Below are 22,252 nucleotides of genomic sequence, written 5' to 3'. Positions count from 1 at the left end.
CTATTTTCTGAGGAGATTTCATCCCAAACAAAGCGGAGCGCCCTACGAAATATACAAAAAAGGAGGTAGGTACCCATGAAAAGTGAAAAACAATTATTTGACGAGGAATACGCAGAGGAGTTAAAACAGAATCCGGGCATATCCCCGAAAGATTTTGCCAAAAAATATGGCTTGGATCTTCCGCCGGAGTATCAGAAAGGGGCGGACACGGCAACGATGTCAACGACGCAGGGGATTTCCGGAATCGGAAAAAATTTCGGCGGGGGAGGCAGCTCCGGAGGAGCGGGCGTTTCCCGAAGCGTTTCCGGCGGCCGCACTGCAGGCACGTACCAAACCGGCGATTCCAGAAACAAGCCGCAGCTTGGCGGGACAAGCATAAAGGATCCTTTCCAGCTCCCTTACACAAAAACGTGGACAAGCCCACGCGGGGAGGAGAAACCGAACCGCGGAAGCGAAATCAGCATGGAAGAGCGGCTGGCGAACCGGGAGATGGAGCGTAGCCGCGAACTGGGCACGGAATATGTCAAGCTTGATTTGGACAAGCTCCTCGGGGCGCCGTATCAGAAAGCAAAAGAGGCGCAGGCTTCGCAGAAGGTGATTGAAAAAAACAACATCGAAAAAGCAAACGCTTATCACAATCGCCTGCAAGCAAAAGAGGACGCTTTTTGGGATGGCTATCGGGAAAAAACACCCGCCGAAAAGGCGGCTGAATACCTGTTTCCGGGAGAGCCGGAGAAACAGGCGTATGCAATGGAATATCTGAAGGATAGCCACTTTAATCAGAAGGTATATGACGAAAGGCTGAATATTGATGAGGAGAAAACGCAGAAAAAACTGAATTTTGACCAGATGCGGAACATGATGGTATCCAGTATGGCAAACCGGCAGTCTCAGGACAACCAGAAAGCACAGGCAAAACAGAAGAAGGAGGAGCATGAGGCGGCAGACGCGGCTTACCGCGCCAGTTTGGGCGAGATGTTTGAGGGCACGATGCCGGACTTCATGAATGTCAATATCAAAAACGCGGAGCAATATTTAAACGAAGATTTCAAGCAGGGAATCAAGGATAACTTCGGAACCTATGAAAACCTGATCAACACGGCCGCCAGGGAAGACGACGAGAAATCCGAGATGGCGAAGTACTATCGGAACGCGCTCTATTCGGTCGCGCGGACCGCCAATCCGGCGCTGAACTTTCTTTATTCCGGTCTAAACAGTTTTTTGGAGGGGGCGCCGGACGCAATAGGGTATGTGAATAATAAGGAGGGCTGGGCGGAGAAAGGCTATCCAAAGGCCAGCGATTATACATACAGCGAAATCCGCCGGATGGCGAATCCGGTTGTTTCCGGCGTTGGATCGGCCATTGGAGACATTGCAAATGTTGCCGTGATACGCAGTGCCGGAGCGCTTGCTCCCGCCGCCACGGCTTTGGATAACGCGGTTGAAAATATTTCGGATTATAAGATGGATGAAAAAAACGGCTGGGAAGCTTCAAGGGATACCGTGACGGGAACCCTGTTTGATTTGGGAACCGGAAAAGTATTGGATACGGTCGGAGGCTCTCTTAAAATAGGGGAAGCGCTTGCACCGGAGCAGCTTGAACGCGCTCTAATAGGGCGCGATGTGCTGGGGAAATGGGCATTGGAATCGCCAAAGAAACGGACGCAAAAGAATGTTGGCGCTGCCATAGACTGGGCGGGGGAAACCATAAAAGAGGATTTCAGCCTGCCGCAGCGCAAGTCCGGGGCGGAGCTGCTTCGGACGAAGGCATTGCAGGAACAGGAATCCAAGGAAGTGACCGACCGGCAGTTTCGGGAGAAGGCGGAGGCTTATAACCAGCGCGTGAACCAATCGAAAAAGAACGAGGGGGAAGCGCCGCTGTCAGAGCTGGATAAGGGAATGTATACGCGGGATCAGCTTACCGAGCTGTACGGCGTGTTGGAACAGGAGCTTGAAAAATTGCGGAACAGCCCTGCCTTTCAGATGACAGGCCGGAAGGAGCAAAGAATGTTGGAGGAGCAGCGCAGAAACCAGGTTTTGACCTCTTTCCAGAGATTTGTGGAAGGGCAGAGGTAGGGAACGAAGGACAGAGAACAGAGCGCAAAGAACAAAGGGGAACGGGTCGATGTGGGCATCGTCCCGAACCCAAACCGTAATTATGAAAAGCGGCTGCCGAAAGGGCAACCGCAAGAGATTACGGATTGCTGAAGTGATCCAGCAATTGTTTTGAGCAGGTATGGATAAGCGTGGCAAGCTCATTTTGGGAGGCGGACAGGTTTTCGTATGCCTTTTCAAACGCCGATACCGAAGAGGACAGCTGGCTGGCGTTCTTCGTTTCCATCGCCGAAAGCGCGGCGTCCGCTTTCTGCACAGCCGTCTGCATTTCACTCAGGACTTTGGTATAAGCGGCGGAATCCAGACCAAGCAAGTCCGCGTTCTGTTTGACCTCCTCCCCGCTTGTTTTCCATTCCTCCAGCTTCTGGGAAATGGAACGGAGAAGCGTCCGGTTTTCGCTGATCGCGGAGGAAGGAAAACCATTCGCCTGATTCTGGCTGAAGATGGTTCTGGAAAACTGGCTGTAGAAATCCGAAAGCGAAATCGTTAAGTCGGTGAGCTCGAAACAGCGTGTGAGAACCCGGTTGGAAGCCTGCGCCTGTTCAACAGAAGAAAGGTTGGATTTCATGGCTATCTTCCAGCCCAAATCACCTGAATCCTTGTTGTAATCCGTGATAAACTGACTTAAAGCCGACTGAAGCTTTTGGATGGTTTCATCCGCTTTTTTCAGGGCTTCCTGCCCCTCCTTGAGGGTGGGCTCCAACTCCTTGAAGCTGGTTTTGGTGCCGCTCTTCTCCGCTTTGCTGAAGCAGGTGGAGAAGGAGACATTCGCCGTCCGGTAGTTCTCAAACATGGCGTCAAGATGCTGCTGCGTAACGCCGAGGGAGGGCAGGCTGGTGATGTAAATAATTGCGTTGGGCAGGGTTTGCTCCTGAATGCCGAGCAGGATTTCCGCGTTCTTCACGAGGTATTCCTTGCCGCTTTTCACTTGTTTCTGAAAGTTTTCTTCGGTCATAACCGTTTGGGCGCTTAAGAGGGAAGCGTTGTTTGCCGATACGTGCATACGGTATCGGGCTGCCATTGTTTCGCCGGAGAACTGCAGCAGGGAAGCCGCGCTTTTCAAATCCAAAATAAGCTGTTTTTCCGCTTTCTGCGGGGAGGTACAGCCTCCGAAAAGAACCGTGCATGCAACAAAGAGCGGAATCAGCCGCCGTAAATTTTTTTTCATCATGTCTCTCCTTTTCAGCCGCGGTAAAAAAATAGCGGCGGGGTTTGTGCTTTTTAAAATTTTTATTGTTCCAGACCGTAAAGGCCCATAAATTTTTTGACATTCCAATTGTAATCGGAGCATTGCCGGATATTTTCGGCTATCGTTTTGTCCAGTTCCGATACGGTGTCGATTGCCTCCAGATAAATTTCAGAACCCTTTGATTTTTCATAATTCATAATGCCGTCATTCAGCCGGTAAATATCTTCCAGACTTTTCTTAAGGGAGGCGATCGTGTCATCCAGCCCGGAGAGGTCAACGTCAATTTCAGCGGCAGTGTTCTGAAATTCTGCGGCGGAGGCGGAAAACTCATCCAGCTGTTTGGAAAGGGTATCCAGCCGGTCGCGATCCTCCTTAGCATACTGCACGATGCTAGTGGAGTTTTCAATCACGGCGGCTGTCAGCGATATGTAATTCTCATAAACCGAGTCATGTATGCCAATCGCCAGATTTGTCAGCTGATACAAGGAGGAGGAAAGGCGGGCTGCGTTTTTAAAATCGTCTGCAATCCGCTTTTTCAGGAAGCTTCCTTTATAATTTTCCAGGTGTTTGGTACAGGAGTCATAATAGAGTCCGCAAAGATCGCGGGTGCGCTCCAGAAAATACTCGTCGAGATAATAGCTGGAAAGCTGCTGAAAATCTGTATATTCCCCATTCCGATAAAGCGCTGTGAAATAATCTTTCAGTGACAAAAGGAGATTGTCATATATTTTGAAAATTTCATCCAGCGTGGTTTCATCCATTCCGGGAAGATGCATCAGACGAATGTTTTCCCGCATGGCACCCAGGCTTTCCCGGCTCTCTTCCAGATACTGCGTGTTTTCCTTTGCAGTAGCAAGCGCTTGTTCCGCGCCATGCTTTATCAGCTCATCCGACAGCATAGAAAATCCATCCGTATAAAAGTCGAGAAGATTTGTCAGATATTCCATATTGAATTGAGTCATCTGCAGCTTTTCAAGCTCCTCCATCACAAAGGACGCCCTCTGAAGCTCGGAAATGGTATCTTCCGAAGAAGTACAGCCGCTCAGCGGAAGGAGCAAACATGCAAGAAACATACAAATCATCTGTTTTGTTTTTTTCATATCACAATCTCCTAACCATAAATAAATTTTTTATTTTCAAACATATTCCTTCAAAATTCGACTTTATTATTATAACACAACAAAAGAAATAATCAAGAAATTTTCCAATATTCCCATATAATTGGAAGTCATCAATATATTTACCATAAAGGAGGCCGTTTCTATGACAGAAGAACAGAGAAAACAAAAAGAGAGAGAAATTGCCCTGCGGGAGTATGAAACCGTGCGGGGAGGCAGAACCAATCTGAGCTTTGATCAGTTTCTGGAAGAATATTATGGGGAGGAAGCCGCGCAGGAGGAAAGGAACCGAAGCGCCGCCGCCCAGGGCGGCAGCTCTGTCCGCACGGAATCCCCGGCGGGAAATGCGTCTGCTTTCCAAACCTCTTCTCCGTCTTTCGGACCGAAAAAAAAGGAGACGCCGTTTTATCAAAAGCTTTTTTTGGACAGCCCTTCCTCCGAAAATGCCCCAAAAAAGGATCCTGCGTCCTATCCGGGGACAACGCTTTCCGCCGCACCCCCGAAATATCCCAACACACAGCTGATTCCCAATCCGAATAGAGAGAATGGGGAAGCGTCAAGTAATGCCGGCAGCGATACGCCTTCACAGCCGAAGAACACGGGAACCATGTCCAACGGATTTGAAATCGTCGGAAATGCGTCTGTTCCCACTTCCCGGAAAAATATATTTGAACAAGGAAATACGCTGAAACAGCTTGGAAACATTGGTTCCTTACAGGAAGAAATCAATCATTTCAAAGAAAGACAGGAATCGGAAAAACAGAAAAAAGAGTTGAGGAATGCCCAGCTTGCCGAAAAATACGCCCAGGAATCTGCCTCCCTGCGGATGGCAAAGCGCCTTTTTGGGGATGACGCCGCCGCCGCGCAGGAGTTTGCGGATGAATTGCACCGGCAGGGATACGACACTTATATTCAGAAGAATCATATTGACGTGGACGATATGACCCAGTGGGATCCCAAAACGGTAAACCAAATGTATAACCATCTGGACCGGTTTTTCAAAAAGAAAGATTATCAGGAATTTGAAAGAAAACAAAAGATCGAGGAAAAAATGGGTCTTTTAAAGGAGCCGGCAGGAGGACAGCTCCCCGGTGTGAAAGCCTCCCATGACCGGGAATGGGTTATGAATCACGGCTATCAGGGACAGGCGGAAGCGGACGCTAAAATCGCTCTCAACGACTATCGTGCCGACAAGCTGGAGCAGAGCGCCACCACATCGGGGGAGGCTTACTTCAATCAACTGACCAAAAAAGGATTTGATTTGGAAAGGGGTATTCGGAACCTTCTGGATGATCCAGAGGACGACGTGTTCGGCGTCAAAAAGGTGGAGGACGCCAGGGCGCAGCGCCGGGAGCGGGCGGAAGAGGAGCATCCTGGGGCGACGCTGGCCGGCAAAGCGACCAACGTAGTTCTTGAAGCGGTCTACGGCAAGGTCTTGAGCCCGAAGGTTTTGTTTCAGCTGCCTTTTCAGTCCACGAAATATACCAAAACGTTTGAGAAAATTTATGACCGGATTCCCGAAAATGTGAAAGAGAATATAGAGGGTGTCGTAAGCGATCTGTATGAAACCGTTATCGATGCCGTAAAAGATAAGAAATCGCTGGACGAGGCGGCAATGCAGTTTGCGGAGAAAACGGCGGGACGATTCACCGCGCCTTCCAAAATAATGAAATCCGATACAAAGAAACCGGACGATTATTCCGATCCCTATGATGTGAAAAAGACGCTTCGGGATATGGGGGATCCGGAAAAAATAAAGTGGAAAGCAGCGGACAAGGGATATCAAAAAATAGTGAAAAACGCGTTCCGTTTACCGGAGAAAGAAAAAGAGATCACCCTGGAAAAAGAAAAGCAAGCTCCATTGACGGAAGAACAGCTTCGTTATTATAAAAAGAACTACGGTAAAATGGTTGATTTGGCTCTGAGTGAAGCCAAGGAAAATCCAAAATTTACATCCATGGATTCCACGGAAAAAATGCTCGCCCTGTACGACGCCAAGAAAAAAGCGGAGCAGGAGCTCCGGCGGCAGGCGCAGGCGCTGTAAGGAAAAGGAGGAAAACAATGAATCAGCAATACATAAAACTGTGTGCCGCGGCGGTATCGGCGGCGTTATCCTATCTGTTCGGAGGGCTGGACATGCTGCTTTTTGTCCTGCTCGTCCTGATGGGGATGGACTATCTGACCGGCGTGCTGTGCGGCATCGCCAAGCGGGAGCTGTCCTCCCGGATTGGATTTCGGGGAATCATCAAAAAGGTGTGCATTCTGTGCATTGTCGCGGTAGCCCATCTAGTGGGGGAGGCGGTCGGCATCTGTGAGGTGCGCTCCTTTGTCATCGGCTTTTACGCGGCAAACGAGGGCATCAGCATTCTGGAAAACGCGGGCACGCTGGGTGTTCCTCTGCCAAAAAAACTCACCAACGTACTGGAACAACTCAAAAACGACGGGGAATAGGAGGCTGCGAAATGGAACGGTGCTATCACATCACACTGGATCTCTATCAGGAAAAAAATTATTCCAATCTGGTGTTCTGCCAGCACGACACGGGAAACCGGATTGTGATACAGTTCGAGGAGAAAGGGGTTCCCATCCCGCTGGCGGACAAGTCCGCAGTGGTCAAGCTAAACGACGCCTATAAGCTTCAGACGAATATCCAGGGGGATACCTTGTGCGTTCCGCTGGACGGGAGCGCGGTTTCTCAGATTGGGAAGAACCAGCTGATTGTCGCCCTGTATGACGGGGAAAGCGCCCTGACGGTGCAGAAGGTCTATTACCAGGTCAAGGAGGGCATCGGGGACATGGACAATATTCCCGGACAGCCCCAGGATGAAACCGTTATGGATACGGTGATAAACGATCTGACCGCTGCGAACACCAGGCTCACGGCGCTGGAGACGGGAAAGGCGGACAAGGCCGACACCTACACCAAAACAGAGGTGGATGAAAGAATCATCAACTATGAAGCGGATATGCAGTCGATGCTGACGACCGCCGAAGCGTATCAAAGCCAAACAGCTGACAGCGCACAAGAGGCAAAAAGCAGTGCGGACAACGCCAAGCAGAGCGAGCTGGAAGCGGCAAGGCAGGCGGTCGCCGCAAGCAGTGCCAAGGATTTGGCACTGGAAGCACAAAATGGAAGTGAAATCAGTGAGGACAACGCCCTGAGCGCGGCACAGTCCGCATCCGCGGCACAGGCGGCCTGCAATGAGCTCTATCTGAAAATGATGGACAACGTCACAAAATTCCCGCGCATATACTATAAAAATTCCGTAGCGGAGATGACGGCAATCACCGATCAAAAGACGGATGACTGGTGCTTTATCACGGATTTTAACAGCGGCGAAACCCAGTGGTATATCTACGACACGGTGGACAAGGACGGCAATCATGTGCCCAACGAGTGGCTGTTGATCGGGAAAATTCCCTATTCGGTCTTTGACAAACAGACGCTTTCCAGTATTCTGGATTTGGCGGAGGTTGCCTATTCCGGTTCTTACCGGGATCTTTCCGGACGCTATATTGCCCCGCTGGTACTGGACGGCACGGCGGAGGTAATCGCGTACGATTTCTCACAGAATGAAAACGCTATGGTCGCTATCGGTTCGGATAAACCGATCAACATAACCAATATGCCCAACGGGGCGGAGCTTTCCATCTATGTCAGCGGCGGCGGGCTTCTGCAGATTCCGGAGGAGGAGCGGAGCGCGGCCTTCGGTCTGCTGGAGCCGGTGGGAAACCAGGCCATGGTCTACACCGCAAAGAAATTTGCTGACAAGATGGTTTGGAATTGCATGCCCTACGGCAAAGCCTAGGAGGGAAGAGGATGTTTACAGAACAGAACCGCGTTTTATACACAACGGCCGCCGCGCAATCACCCGGGCTTTATCCGGATTTGCTGTTTTCCGCAGCGGATGGAAGCTATACCTGTCTCCCTCCTGTTGCCGCCGGCAAATACCAGGTATCTCTGGACGGCACGGATTGGCTTCTTTTTCTTCCCTCCGACTTGACGGAGGGAAGCCTGAACGCCGATCCGGCGGCAGGCAAAGCCTGGACAGAAAGAGACGGAGTGGTTTCCTACCTCGATTTCAGAACGATTACACCGGACGAGAGAAGCGGATTGGTTTTGGAGAATACCGTCAACGCACCTTATGAGACGCTGAAGGTGTTCGGAAAAAGCGGGCAGAAGGCAAAATGGAATCAGGCGGAGGGGGTGACAACACAAATACAGGAAACAGGATACAATCTCTTAGACTGTGAAGCAGAATGGCTTCCGGCAGGCAGTGACGATGAAAAAGGAATCACCAATATAGTGACCGGAAAAGGGAGCGTATCATTTGATTTTGCTGACAACGACAACTACAACTCGTTTCTTGAAAATCAGAAAGCGATCCATTTAAAAGCAGGCTCTTATTATGTAAGCGGAAATCTTGAGAGCGGAACGCTTGATAGTGTTGGTTTTTCCGGCATATCAGAACCGATTTGGGGAAATTGTAACGGGGTTATAACAGTACCGGAGGAAGGGGATTATAAATTTTATATCTATCCGTTTTGTCTGAGTCAAACATTAACAATAAGCAATCTGATGATTGTGGAAGGCGACACATCAAAAACGTATCAGGAGTATGAATACAGCAAACCTTCTCCTGCTTATCCCTCTGAATTAACCTCCCACATCTCCGCTGGAAGCTATCAGATACCCACGGAAAACGGGATTTATGAGGTGACATTGACAGAGGATTTGCGGGGATTGGATGATACATACCGGGATTTTATCCGATTTGACAGCGTGAGCGGAACAGGATATTTGGAGCAAAACACGCAAGAACATCACTTAAAGGATAATTCTACAGCAAGCTTTAGTGTTCTGACGGACGATGCGCTCCATTTTGCACAAAGAGCCGACATCGACAAAGCGAAAATTAAAGCAAATCAGTTGGAGTGTAGCCATTTTAAGTTTGTCTCTTATTCCTATTATAACCGAGATAACATTCGGCTATATTTAGGAACGGACACACCACAAGTTTTATTTTTTGACATTTTGAAAGAACATCTGGATATCACAGACTTTAGCGATAGAGAGATATGCAGGCAGTCATGTTTAAGATGGCTGAATGAAAACGATCCTATAGCTATCCTTCCGCGGACAACCCCTTTAAAAACCGTCTTAACCTTTACAAAAGTCGAGTCAAGCACATTGCCTGTATTGCCGTGGACGGCTTACGGAAAGCAGTTAATACCTTTTGAACCGTACACGACAAATGGCACTGGGTCAACTACAAAGGACTGGCCAGCACCCCCTTTTGTGCTTGGGGAAACCTATTACTTTGGAGGAGGTGTTTGCGACGACGGAACTGCAATCAACAGTAATAACTCTGCATTTATCATCTTAAAAGACGGGGTACAGGTCTATAATAAATCTCCAAACAGAGCAATCACCATCACAGAGGATTTACTAGGAGCAGACACCGTTAGATTATACACGAACTCTAGTTTAGTGGGGAAAACAGTAACACAGTTTACAGGAGAATTAGGAAGCTCTTACAGTGGAAGCTATGAGCCTTTTAACCCCACACCGCCGGAATCAATCACACCATCGTCAGATTATCCGCAGAAATTCTATGACTTATCGAATGTGACAGTGACGAGCAGGGGGAAAAATCTGTTTTCCGGCGGGAATATCACGCTTAACCAGTATGCGAATAATGTGACAGAATATGTCGATATGACATGCCTAAAGGCTGGCAAAACCTACACATGGCGCTGTGATTATGAAGTTGTAAGCGGGACGGAGAATGACAACATCGGGAATCTGCTTTTATACAACAGCAGCCAAACAAAGTGGGTAAGATTTAGCATAGGCACAGCAAAACAAATCCCGGTCGATTGGGATTTTACAGAGAATACCTTTGTGCTGTACGGAACCGGCGGAAACGGACAGAGGATTACCAACATCACAAAATCCATGTTTGTGGAAGGTGACACGATACCGTTTGTCGACAAATACCGCTGCACCAGCGCGGAGATACCGCTCAGCCTGGGATCTATATCGGATGACAAGGATTATCTGATTTGCGATGGGAACGCGGTTAAAAAATATCAGCATATAAGACAATTTGAGCTTGACGCCAATTTAAACCGTTGTGTGCTTAATACGGTGGGTTCGGAAACACAGCAATATTGTTGGTACTTTATAAAGTTTAATGATAATTATGACACATGTAAATATGGTACAACGGGATTTACATCTCATGGATTCGATTTAACTATTTTAGGAGAAAGTTATAACTATAAATCATATATACGTGTTCCTTGGTCGGCACTTGGTTTTACAAGCACCCCTACCACAACCGAGGCGGGGGACGCAATGCGTAATTATTGCAGCAGTCAAAAGACTCTGGGAACTCCGGTTACTGTACAGTATGTCTTAAACACTCCGGTTGAGACGGATTACTCTGCCGAAACTTGGGCGCAGGAGCTTTTGAAACTCAAAACAGCACAATATTACACCTGCCTTTCCGCCGATAAACAGACGGGCGGAATGCGGGTTCTTTATCCCTCCCTCACGGAAAACAGCAGCGAGTTATCCGCAGATTATCTGCTCACTTCCGACGGGGAAAAGGTTGTGACAAACGATGGGAAAACAGTGATTCAATTTTAAGGAGGTTTAACATGGCAAATTATATTATGCAAAACAGCGGGCAGGATTTGGACAACGCGGTGACCGCATATAAAAACGGTACCATTGCAAAATCAAAGGTTGGGCTTGGAAACGTGGACAATACAAGCGATTTAAACAAGCCGATAAGCACACAGACACAAGCAGCTTTGAATGAAAAAGCTTATGTTTGTACAGCAGATGGTGGTTTTGAAGGCGGATCAAGCGCTAGTGCAGGATATGGTGGTGCAATAGGAAATCAAGCTTCTGCCACAGAAGGCGGCGCGGTCGGTGATAGCGCACATACAAATAGAGGCGGAGCTATTGGAAAAAATGCAAATTCAGAGTATGGAGGTTCAGTAGGGTATGGCGCTGTATCAACAAGCGGAGGAGCAATGGGCGATAATGCAACAACCACATCTGGTGGAGCGATTGGCGAATTTTCAATGGCGAACGCCGGCTGTGCAGTAGGTGCAGGCGCTTCAACGAGTGATGGCGTTGCATGTGGAAATGGAGCAAATTGTGTGACCATAAATGATGGAACACCGATCGACGCTATCCAACTTGGGACAGGTACGAACAACACGGCGAAAACCATGCAGGTATATGACAAGCGGATTGTGGAAGCGGACGGGAGCCTGACCGATGTGGGGGCGCTCTCCGGTCTTTTGACAACGGTGAAAACGTCGGTGGTAGCCGCAATCAATGAACTTCACGCAAACACAGGCGTGCCGGCAGGCACCGTTATCTATTATGCGGCGGCCACGCCTCCGGCCGGTTATCTGAAATGCGACGGAAGCGCTGTCAGCAGAACGGCATACAGCGCTTTGTTCGCAGTTATCGGGACGACTTACGGTGCCGGCGACGGAAGCACCACGTTCCAACTGCCGGATTTGCGGGCAGAGTTTCTCCGCGGCTATGACGATGGAAGAGGAATAGACTCGGGCAGGGTATTCGGAAACAGCCAGGAAGGAACACAGTTGTATTTAGGCTCATTCAATGCCACTTGGTATGGAACGGACGGCGAAGAAAATGCAGATAACGCTTCCTCTTCCAAAATATCGGGTACAAGCAGTTCCGCAGGTTCCAGCAGTTCTATCCGTGTCAGACCGCGAAACGTGGCCATGCTTGCATGCATCAAATATTAAAGAAAGGGGGAGCGGAATCATGAAAATCTGTATAGACGCGGGACACAATGATCGCGGCCACGATACCGGGGCAAACGGTAGAAAATCACGGGAGCAGGACATTACATACGGGATTGCCTCCGTCCTCCGGGATATTTTGACCGCCAACGGTTTTGAAGTAAAAATGACAAGGGAGAAACAAAGCGATTGTCTGGGGACAAGCTTACATTCCAGTTTGGCACAAAGAGCAAAAATATCGAATGCTTTTGGTGCAGAATATTTTATATCAATTCATTGTAATGCTTCCGAATCGGAAGAAGCAGAAGGTTCAGAGACATATGTATGCGCATTTGGAGGAAACGCAGAAAAACTGGCAAAGAAAGTTCAAGAAAAAATTATAACAAGAATGGGGACATCCGACAGAGACGTAAAAACAGGCAATTTGCAGGTACTTCGTGAAACCTACTGCCCTGCTATCCTTGTTGAAACTGCATTCATTAGCAATCCATCAGAGGAAGAATTGCTATTAAACAAGCAACAGGATTTTGCACAGGCAATTGCAGACGGACTGTTTGAACACGTTGGACACAAAAAGGAGAATGTAACTGTGAGTAAACCAAGAACCATTTATAAAATTACAGATACCTACAAGCAGGAAATTTATCCTCCTAATTTGGGGTTTTGTCAATGCGACTGTCCAAAGAATAATGTGGATGTAGACAATTATTTTAACGCCGGATTCTTTGCATGGACGGATAAAGGTACAATTCCTGTGGGGAACTTGGTTGACAGTGGAATCATCTATGCACAATCCAAGGACAATCCCAGTTGGATTAACGTGGCCGGAAAAGAATTGACTACCTTGTATGTGAAGAATGATGGAACTTTTGGTATATCTAAAATGGCTAATTTAGAGAATAAGAACATTAAGACTGCTATTTCCGGCATTCCGATTACTAGAAATCGAAAGCAGGTGTCAATGGACGAAATAAAATCCGAAGGATATGACGGATCTGAGTTATATAATACTTGGCACAACTTTTTAGGTATTTCGGGGAATGATATTTACCTTGTAGCAAAAAAATGTGCCTATGAAGAAATGCATTGGCTGATGGTTTCACTTGGGCTCACCGATGTTGTGAAATTAGATGGTGGAGGAAGTTTTGTTCTCAGCAATGGTGAGATTATTGAAACAACGGATGGTAATAGAAGAATCAACAATGTCGGAATGTGGCATTGATAGTAATCATTAAAATATTAATAAACGGAGGAAACGATTATGTATGAATTAATTCAGCAATACTTAAAACCGGAGCTTCTTGTTCTGATTCCTGTTCTCTATTTTATTGGAATGGCAATTAAAAAGTCTAGTATTTCCGATAACTTTATTCCGTTACTTCTCGGTGCATTCGGGATACTTTTATCCGTCATTTATTTAATTGCAACGGTTGATGTAAATACATATAAAGATGTAGCTATTATGATATTTACAGGAATCACTCAAGGAATTTTGTTAGCGGGTGGAAGCGTTTATGTGAATCAGGTAATAAAACAGAGCTCAAAGAATGATGAAGGCTGATAAGAGAAAAAATGGGGACTAGAAATTACTCTAGTCCCATTTTTTACAAGTTTTTGATAAATGAGATGTGATTGTTAGCTGTATTGGTTATCAGTTTTTCACGTATAGGTAAATACAGAGGAAAAGACAGGAGACGAATTTGATGTCTGACGACAGGTGACATTATTTTCGTACCCTGATCCAGTTTAACATATCCGAGGTGTTGTCAACTATATTCTATGGCCACAACTCCAGATTCTTGCCGTTAGTATTAATCCGATAATATCCTTTCCCTTCTGTAATTTTATAGAATACAATAAAATCGTTTATAATATTGATGTTAACTATATTTCCATCAATAATTTTAGTCCGTCCTGTTCCATCTATATTTATTTTATATATTGATGAATTTGTTTCTTGATTACGATAATATAAAACACCTTGATGTAAATTTAAGTTTCTACATATATCATCGCTTAAAATTATTTTTTCGGTACCATCCTCTTTCAGCTTATAAATTTTAGAATTATTAAATTCCCAATAATAGATCCATCCATCTGCAACATTAATATCTTTTGCATAATCATTACTTAACTTTTGAATATTTTCTCCTTCTAAATTAAATTTATATAAAGATTGCTCACTATAACTAGTAAAATAAATAAACTTATCACATATACTAAATTCTAATACATTATCCTTTAATTTCTTTTTATTTCGACCGTTAACATCCATTTTATACAATGAGCCTTCACTTATGTAAAAAATCTCATTTCCTAAAACGATAAGATTACTTGCACGTTTATCCTCAAGTTTTTTAGTTGTTCCCCCATTCTTATTAACTTTATATATAGGCCCCGGATCACCACTTATATAATATATAAAGTTCCCGACCACATTAATTTGATAAGCTATATTTTTACTCAAATTTTGAACGTTACTTCCATCAGTTCTTTTCTTGAACAAGCAATCTTTTAACTTATATTCACCATTTCCAGTTGGATCACAATAATAAAACCATCCCTCTCTTTCAACCACATACCCCATCTGTTTAATATTTCCATTTGAATTGCCTTGTTCTAATAGATTTTTGTCCGATATCATAGGCGAACAACAGCTAACTGTTGTAATGATTAAAATTATCACAAATAGTTTGATTATATTATTTTTCATGTCTATCTCCCTTGACTTGCCATTGCAGCACCATATTCAATTAAATTCCAATCTCTATCGCCTTTTTTATCATTCCATGGATGATATTCAGATGGTTCATATCCCATACTTTTCATAATATAACCTAATGCTAAATTTCCCATATCTGCTCCTGACAAGAACATTCCATCAAAATACATCCATGGCATCCAATTTTTAGGGTAGCTTCCTTCTCCAAACCACCCCCCTGAAGTATAAGCATTCATATCTGAGTCAGTACCATCTTCATTCCAGTTATACTTTGCATATGGTACTCTCCATTCACTTTTCCATTTATAATTCCAACCATCAGTTCCACCTGCATTGCTTTCACTGGGAGTATAGAATCTTTTTGTTAAGATTAGGTATCTATCATTTGCATCCATATATTCATTAAACATTGATTTTGCCCATTTAACTCCAGAATGAAGTTCATTCATAATTTTGTCCTGTGCATATTGAACAGGTGTTCCTTCTCTAGCCAATCTTCTTACTCTATTTGCTTCATAAGCATATGCAGAAGGATCTCCACCAGAATTTCTAACATAAGTCCATCGTTCACCCAAATCTTTAAGAATTTTATAAGTATCAGAATGCTCTCCAAATTCCCAAGCATCTGGATTTTCAATCCATTGACCATCAATCCACTGTCCTTCGCGTATTGTTCCAGTCGGATCCCACAAGTTCACCGGATTATTCCCACAATACACAAACCAATTCACACCGTCTTTTGCTGGATCCTCCGTAATAAATCGTCCCATGCTCGGATCATAATACCTTGCCCTGAGGTAGATAAATCCGGTTTCATTGTCGAAATATTCTCCACAGTAACGGAATGGGTTGGTGTCTTCTGACTGTTCCTGCTTCTGGTTCCCGAACGCATCATAGGTATAATCTTTTAATATGGTTCCGCTTGCGTTGACCAAGGCTGTTGTATCTCCGTGGGTATTGAAGGTATAATACTCCTTGCTTCCTCCGTTTACTGTTCGGGAGATAGGGGAGAGGCCTCTGACAAACACCTGCTTTTCCCCGGCCTTGTCGTCCATGACAATATTCTGCCCGTCATAGATATGGCTGGTGGTCACGCCGTTGGTGGTTTTGCTCTGGCGCAGGCCGTTGGCGTCATAGGTGTAGGTCGTTGTCACATTGTTTATGGTTGCTTTCGTCATCCGTCTTTTCGCTTTGCCAAGCGGGCGTCAGAACCAGAAAAAGCAAGAGCAGAAAAATGACCTTATATTTCATTTTTTATAACATAGGAAATTGCGCGGAATCGTGGGCAATTGCATGTTTCAAAAAACAGCGTGCGAAGCGCGTCTGTGTTTTTCGGAAGGAAAAACTTTTTTATTCTCAGGGCACCATAACCGCCCTGAGCCCTCCCTCAAAAATTTTCTTTCCAGGCAGGGCCAGTGCATACAGGTCGTTTTCTTTTTTGTCCAGCCGTGCCGTCTCATACTGGTAAAAATCCTTTTTGGCATAACCGTTGATAACCGGAAGATTTGCGGTCTCCTTCATCCGGTTCAAAAGTATTTGCCCCTTCCGGCTGAAGGCGAGCACACGGATAAATTCCGGCTTCTTCTCCCGCGTTTCACGGGGGATGTCCAGAAAGATATTGTAAAGAACCCGCCGGATACGGGTGTAGGAATACCGCTTGGACTTCACGGCGAGAATGATATCCTCGATGCGGTCATATTTCCGGCAGGCTTCATAAATTCGGTTTTCCAGCCCCTCGCTCACGTCGGCGTATCGTTTCAGCTGTTCCGGCGTTTTGATCCGCAGGGCATACAGCAGGGCAGGCTCCAATTCCTTTTCCACAGCCGCGGAGAAGGGAAGACGGTCATAGGGGAGAAGGCTTCCGATCTCTTCGCCCTTTGCGAAACGTTCCCGAACTGCGGTGGCGGAGGCGATGGTTCCGCTGGCTTCCCGGTCGTGGTAACCTGTCCCGATGCGCTGTATGGCATAGGGCTTGATACGGCTTTTCCGGCTTTCCAGCACCTTTAAGTATTCAATTCCCAGGATGTCGTTGGGCGAGGAGGGATAGCAGGGCAGCGCTTTCTGCATTGCCTGGTAAACGGGAATACCGCCTTTCATTTCATGATGGATCTTCTCCTGTATTTCCGAGGAGAGAAGAAGCCTTGCGGTTTGCTTCAGCTCCCGGAGATCTCCGCTTTCACTTCCAAAGCAGAGTGCGTCAACGATTCCTGTTGCTTCCAGAATGGAGACGGAGCCCCGGGCAAAATATTCCGCCGAGGCAACCGCGTTGGCAGGCGGAATCTCCAAAACCAGATCCACCCCGCATTTTACCGCCAGTTCGGCACGGGTAAATTTGTCGAACAGGGCGGGTTCGCCCCGCTGGACAAAATTTCCGCTCATCACGGCGACGCTGTACCCGCATCCCGTCCTTTTCTTTGCCTGCTTCAGGTGATAGAGATGCCCGTTGTGAAACGGGTTGTATTCCGCGACAATTCCTACGGTATCCAATTGAGCCACCGCCTTTCCAAGTCTTGAAAAACGCCGTATGAAGCGGCGTTTCTGTTTGATAGATTCATATTAATATAAATATCTGGAAAAATCAATATCCGGATAAGAAAAACATGAAAAAACAGCGCCCGGCGGAGCTATGGAAAGACCGTGTTTTCCATATTTCCGCCGGGCGCTGCCGGTTGACTCCCTAATGCTTATTGAATGGAGAGCAGGAGGATCGAGGAAAGGGAGAGAAGCGCTCCGACCCCTTTTTTTATCGTCAGACGATCTTGGTAGATCATCATTCCTGTCAAAAGATTCAGAATAAGAATCCCCGCGCTTTGAACCGTGAAACTCATGCCTGCGGTGAGGAATCTTCCCAGAAACAGGTTGCTGATGGTGACAACCGCCAGGCATATGCCTGACAGAAAGGAAGTTTTCGCCGCCGCCCGCATTTCTCCTTTTTCCATCCTTCCCTTTGGAAAGAGCGCAAGAAACAGGGAGAAAAGGCAGGCTGTCCCCAGCATAACTGCAGTATACTGCGTCAGTCCCGCCTCCGGGAAAAATACCGAGGGAATTTTCTGAAACAGCATAAAGGTTCCGTTCCCGGCCAGGCACAGGATGAGATAGAACAGATATGTTCTCTTATTTTTTACATTGAAATTCAGATCTACATTGGATATCAGCACAAGACCCGCAAGCTGCGCCGCGACGCCGAGAGCGGAGAACAGAGTAGCCTTTTCCCCCAGCAGCAGCGGTCCCGCCAGGCATGGAACGAGAAAGCCGGAGGACAGGAACAGCACGGTCAGGGACATGGGGCCTTGGTTCATCGCCTTTATCACAAAATAGGTGGTGAGGCTGATGACAATGCCTCCCGCAGTTCCGGCGGCCAGCGCGCGGAGAGGAAATTGTCCGGGAACGCCGGAAAACAGCGGAAGGATCAAGAAAAGGAGGGCGCCGAAAAAAGGCTTTCCGGCGCAGAAAAAAAGAATGGCTTTCTCTGTGTGCGGCGCTTGGGTGAACGTCTTGGAGACACAGCCGTCCGCCACGGTCGCCAGAATAGGAAGCAGGATCAGGGCGTACATAACAGCTCCAGATACGCCTCCCGGAAGGCTTGCCGGTTCCCTGTGAAGTCCTCGCTGATACATTTTCGGACGATTTGAAGGGCTTTTTCCCGGTCGGATATTTGGCTGAGCAGTTCAAAATCCTCAACCCCCGCGCGCTGCATTTCCAGCCGGACGCTTCCAAGCGGCTTTCCCTGATAAGGATAAATAATGTGAGTGTCTCCCGGGGGCAGAAACTGTTCCAAGCTGTCGTCAAATATTTTGAAGGGGATGGACGGCTCCTTCCACGGATCCTGTGCGTCGGGATTGAAACAAAAGCCCCAGTGCAGGTAACCGTCGCAGTCCAGCAGAAAATTCAGCCAGTGAATCAGCCTCACATCCAGCAGAGGCATATCCAAAAAGCGGTTTAAATAGGGGGCGGAAGGCCAGCAGCAGGTATAGAGCCACAGCGTTTTCCCATTTTTTCGGTATTGCTCAAACACTTCTCTGTTTAGCTGATAAAAGCGGGTGGTAGGGATCAGAATATCCGCCGCCTCTTCCGTATGAAGGGAAAGCACCGCGTCCATCGTTGGAATCCCCGGCATATATTGATGCACCAGCCCGCCCAGCTCCCGGTAAAAGGCCACGTTCTTCTCCCGCGGCTCATCGTAGATGTGCTGAAAGGTGATGGTCTCATAATGGTTTTTCTTCAGAAAAGCATACCACTGGGTGAGAAACTGCCTAAGAGGCGGGAGACATTCCGGCGCGCCGAACGCCGCCTTTTCCACCGGCATCACCAGATTCTCGTAAATTTGTTTGAGGGAAGGCCCCTCAATTTTTTCAAAGCCCAGGAAAAAACAGATGGAAAGAAACTTCTCCACCCGGGTGAAATCAAAGTGATAGCTTCCGTCATAACTGCACTGGAAATAGGCCGCTGACACATTGCAGAAATTCTGCCTTCCCATCCTGGCCAGCTTCAATATCTCGGTGAGCTTTTCCCAGTATTTCTGGGAAAAGGCGGTGCAGCCGTATTTGTTCGGATTCATCTCAATCCAGTTTATCATGTTGAACCGTCCCTTTTCCGGAACCGAGGCGGAGAACACCTTGACGTGACAGGGGACAAGGCAGGTCTCGCGGTCTGTCTTAAGACGGATTTCACCGCGGAAATCCCCCGCCTGCTGCCCGCTGGGCCATTTGAAATAAAGGGCAGTGTCTCCGTCCGCCAGGACGGACATGTCCTCCAGCGGAAGCATGGCGTCATACACTTCAAAGGGCGCTTTTTTTGTATAGTACTGCGGCAAATCCGCAAGGGAGGTGTGCTCGGTGTCCAGCTCCTCGATGAAAGACGAGTTTAAGTTGACGGTGACCGGAAGAAGCCGGAACACCTGCAGTCCCTCCAGGCCAGAGACGGATATCCGCACCGTTCCCTCAGCGCGCAGCATCATCTGCCAGCAGGCAAAGGAGTTGGAAGGGCAGCAGAGATCGACAGACTCCCTGCCGCCGGCGCTGTCGGGATAGAGCCACTCCTCCGCCGGAAAAATTTTTGCCTGTATCATGTCAGTCCTCCTTTTTCTGCCGGTATAAATAATCCAGCCAGGCGGGAACCTCAAGCTCCTCGCCTTTCAATTTGCAGTATTCGAACCATAGGGGGACAAACACGTTTTCCCCCTCCCGCAGATCGTCAATCACAAAGGGCTGCCTAAGAAGCCGGTCGCAGTCCTCAATCCGCTCCAGCTTGATGTAAGCATACAGCAGGAACAGCTTCATTCTGCCGGCTGCTTTCCGCTCTTCCGGCAGTTCCTCATATTTTTGAATCAGAAGCCGGTATTCGCCGAAATCAATGAGCATTTGGAAGGCTTCCCTTAAGAGGTGATAATCGTTTTTCGCCATGTCCAGCGCCTTGACGATAAGGGATACCGCCGCCGGATCCTTTCGCTCTGCTTTGCAGAAGGAAAGTCCGTACAGGTTCAGCGGATTCTCATACAGGGCGGCGGAACGGGTGAAACATTCCTCCGCATCCTTCTTTTGGCCCTGCGCCCATCTTCCCGCGCCCAGCAGATACTGAGCATACCAGTTTTCTTTTTGCTCGGTGAGCCGGTTTAAAAGCTCCTCCTCCTCGGTGAAGGAGACCGGCGCTTCCCGGTAATCCTTCGGACAGGGAAAGCTTCCTTCCAGCAAATCCAGCCAGATTTGTTCCTTCTGGCCGATGGAGCTGGGCGGGAAATCCGGAATTACCGATAAACCATTCCTCTTCCGAAGCTCGTTTTCCAGCGCGCCCCAGCCGGAAGCCGGAAGAACGGTTTCGCTGTCTGTGAGCTGTAAAACACGCGGTTCCTCTCTCTCTATCACATTCCCAAGCTGTTCCTTCGCACAGGCGACGGCTTCCTCCCAGTTCTGGCTGTGCAGCCGGTGCGGGTCGCCGCGGAAGGGGCCATAGGCTTCCGTCCACTCCCACACCGCGTCCTTTGGCATGGGAATGCACTCCATCTGCGTCTGGGCAAGCCCTGCCTGTATTTCAATATAAGGATCGCAGATTTCCGAGAGCAGGTTCTGCCAGTTGCGGTAACAGCGCCGCATGCCCCAGAGAAACAGTTTGCGCGACATCAGCCGCTTGGTGGACTGCTGCAGAAGCCCTTTTCCGTATTTGTCCGCCGTGGCGATAAATTTGGGTTCCTCCGGCGGAATGCGGAAGAAGTAGTCTCTGGAATTCAGCTCTCCGGTGGTGTATGTAAGATCCTTCCGGTCATAGTACGGGACGGGTACTTTGTGGACACAGCCGCTGTAATCGTTGGTATAGGCGCAGGTGCTGGGCACGATAACCCGGGTGTCCACCGTTTCGGGAACGGCAATGTTGGACCACCAGTACATGGGCACCTCCTGCCCCGCATAGTTGCTTAGCTTGACTTTGATGACCAAGTCCTCCCCCTGAGGCGGCAGATAGGCGTACAGTTCAAACTTTGTTTTCCGTTTGCGCTCCCATTCATAAAACTTGAGAACCGGAACGTTCATCCCGCTGTCATGGCAGATCTCACAGAACACCTTATCATAGGTAAAGGGAGAATGACCGCGGAATCCCATGTTCCACTCCACGCCGCCGGCGAACCATGCGTTGCGCACCGCCAGGTTGGAAGGGAGGAACACTCGGTTGCAGTGCAAAAGATCCCTGCCGTCTTTCTTGGAATACAGCGACCAGAGCCTTGCGCCGTAATCCGGAAGGAAGACCGCTTTCAGATTTTCGTTCTCCAGCACGGGGGTCCGCAGGGTTAAGGGAACCGTTTCGCGATCGTACTCATCCTGCAGGGTATAGGGCAGGGTGCTTGTGATTAGCCCGTAGTTGAGACGAAGCTCCTTTTTTACCGCATCCTCCGCCTCCGCGTGAACACGGCTCTCATAGGGGACTGCCATAAAAGGATAAGGGCTTTCCTCTTTTAATAAGGAACCTGTTATTCTCATTTTAGAAATGTAACATTTTTCCATTGATTTGACTCCTTTCTTTGTTTAAAATTTTATCAAAAAGGGAGCCGTCCCGTAAATAGACTGCTCCATAGAATCGGGCAAAGTATGCAAAAGTATATTTCTCCGTCAAAAGAGCCCGCAGCAGGGGATACAGGTGTTTTCAGGGGAACGGGAAGTATGAAATTGTATGTTGATTTATGGAATCGTTTATATCCTCCGAATGAAGTTTCCTTTATAATAAAAACACAAGCCGAGCCTGAAAGATTTTCACAAATCACACAGCCAAAAATGATTGTGAATCTTTTTTTCGGTTTTGTGATGCTTGAGAAAATCAATCAACGGA

16 protein-coding genes are annotated in these 22,252 nt (G+C 47.7%); 8 read left to right on the top strand and 8 right to left on the bottom strand.

Annotated features, from left to right (window positions below):
* The first annotated feature begins 75 nt into the window (after nt 1-75).
* Nucleotides 76-2,076 carry a hypothetical protein gene (locus tag KQI32_RS00975; RefSeq protein WP_216423576.1) on the top strand — a complete coding sequence of 667 codons (2,001 nt, stop codon included), beginning with the start codon at nt 76-78 and terminating at the stop codon, nt 2,074-2,076.
* A gap of 118 nt (nt 2,077-2,194) precedes the next feature.
* Here the strand turns inward: KQI32_RS00975 and KQI32_RS00970 are convergent, their stop codons facing one another.
* Both KQI32_RS00970 and KQI32_RS00965 read right to left on the bottom strand, forming a co-directional pair.
* A complete protein-coding gene (locus KQI32_RS00970; RefSeq protein ID WP_216423575.1) occupies nt 2,195-3,283 on the bottom strand; it encodes a hypothetical protein in 1,089 nt (362 codons plus the stop codon).
* A 62-nt stretch (nt 3,284-3,345) separates the two neighbouring features.
* On the bottom strand, nt 3,346-4,404 hold the full coding sequence (locus tag KQI32_RS00965; protein WP_216423574.1) for a hypothetical protein: 1,059 nt from the start codon (nt 4,402-4,404) through the stop codon (nt 3,346-3,348).
* A 163-nt stretch (nt 4,405-4,567) separates the two neighbouring features.
* Between KQI32_RS00965 and KQI32_RS00960 the strand changes: the two genes are divergently transcribed.
* The 7 genes from KQI32_RS00960 to KQI32_RS00930 are packed head-to-tail and all read left to right on the top strand — an operon-like array spanning nt 4,568 to nt 13,780.
* Nucleotides 4,568-6,466 (top strand): hypothetical protein, encoded by a 1,899-nt coding sequence (locus tag KQI32_RS00960; protein WP_216423573.1) that lies wholly within the window; start codon nt 4,568-4,570, stop codon nt 6,464-6,466.
* Nucleotides 6,467-6,483: 17 nt separating this feature from the next.
* Nucleotides 6,484-6,873, top strand: a complete 390-nt coding sequence (locus KQI32_RS00955; protein WP_177692009.1) for a holin family protein — start codon at nt 6,484-6,486, stop codon at nt 6,871-6,873.
* An 11-nt stretch (nt 6,874-6,884) separates the two neighbouring features.
* Nucleotides 6,885-8,231 (top strand): hypothetical protein, encoded by a 1,347-nt coding sequence (locus tag KQI32_RS00950; protein ID WP_216423572.1) that lies wholly within the window; start codon nt 6,885-6,887, stop codon nt 8,229-8,231.
* Nucleotides 8,232-8,242: 11 nt separating this feature from the next.
* Nucleotides 8,243-11,077: a hypothetical protein gene (locus KQI32_RS00945; RefSeq protein WP_216423571.1), complete on the top strand. Its 2,835-nt coding sequence runs from the start codon at nt 8,243-8,245 to the stop codon at nt 11,075-11,077.
* A gap of 11 nt (nt 11,078-11,088) precedes the next feature.
* Nucleotides 11,089-12,222 carry a phage tail protein gene (locus KQI32_RS13330; RefSeq protein ID WP_253290959.1) on the top strand — a complete coding sequence of 378 codons (1,134 nt, stop codon included), beginning with the start codon at nt 11,089-11,091 and terminating at the stop codon, nt 12,220-12,222.
* A 19-nt stretch (nt 12,223-12,241) separates the two neighbouring features.
* The gene (locus tag KQI32_RS00935; protein WP_216423570.1) at nt 12,242-13,441 is read left to right on the top strand and encodes an N-acetylmuramoyl-L-alanine amidase; all 1,200 of its coding nucleotides are present in this window, start codon (nt 12,242-12,244) and stop codon (nt 13,439-13,441) included.
* 39 nt (nt 13,442-13,480) lie between these two features.
* Nucleotides 13,481-13,780, top strand: coding sequence for a phage holin family protein (locus KQI32_RS00930; protein WP_216423569.1), 300 nt, complete (start codon nt 13,481-13,483; stop codon nt 13,778-13,780).
* 216 nt (nt 13,781-13,996) lie between these two features.
* Here the strand turns inward: KQI32_RS00930 and KQI32_RS00925 are convergent, their stop codons facing one another.
* From KQI32_RS00925 to KQI32_RS00900, 6 genes are all read right to left on the bottom strand, one after another.
* Nucleotides 13,997-14,932, bottom strand: a complete 936-nt coding sequence (locus KQI32_RS00925; RefSeq protein WP_216423568.1) for a DUF5050 domain-containing protein — start codon at nt 14,930-14,932, stop codon at nt 13,997-13,999.
* A gap of 2 nt (nt 14,933-14,934) precedes the next feature.
* On the bottom strand, nt 14,935-16,119 hold the full coding sequence (locus tag KQI32_RS00920) for an RHS repeat-associated core domain-containing protein (protein ID WP_216423567.1): 1,185 nt from the start codon (nt 16,117-16,119) through the stop codon (nt 14,935-14,937).
* A 178-nt stretch (nt 16,120-16,297) separates the two neighbouring features.
* On the bottom strand, nt 16,298-17,428 hold the full coding sequence (locus tag KQI32_RS00915; protein WP_177692000.1) for a nucleotidyltransferase: 1,131 nt from the start codon (nt 17,426-17,428) through the stop codon (nt 16,298-16,300).
* 197 nt (nt 17,429-17,625) lie between these two features.
* Nucleotides 17,626-18,495 (bottom strand): hypothetical protein, encoded by an 870-nt coding sequence (locus KQI32_RS00910; protein WP_216423566.1) that lies wholly within the window; start codon nt 18,493-18,495, stop codon nt 17,626-17,628.
* Nucleotides 18,483-20,009, bottom strand: coding sequence for a DUF4091 domain-containing protein (locus tag KQI32_RS00905; RefSeq protein WP_216423565.1), 1,527 nt, complete (start codon nt 20,007-20,009; stop codon nt 18,483-18,485). The genes KQI32_RS00910 and KQI32_RS00905 overlap by 13 nt, the downstream gene beginning before the upstream one ends.
* 1 nt (nt 20,010) lies before the next feature.
* Nucleotides 20,011-21,930 carry a DUF5107 domain-containing protein gene (locus KQI32_RS00900; RefSeq protein ID WP_216423564.1) on the bottom strand — a complete coding sequence of 640 codons (1,920 nt, stop codon included), beginning with the start codon at nt 21,928-21,930 and terminating at the stop codon, nt 20,011-20,013.
* Nucleotides 21,931-22,252 lie beyond the last annotated feature (322 nt).

The organism is Acetivibrio sp. MSJd-27 (assembly GCF_018918095.1).
Classification (GTDB): Bacteria; Bacillota; Clostridia; order UMGS1840; family HGM11507; genus HGM11507.
Note: the sequence above shows the minus strand (reverse complement) of the source record. Positions and strands in the feature narration are given on the sequence as shown.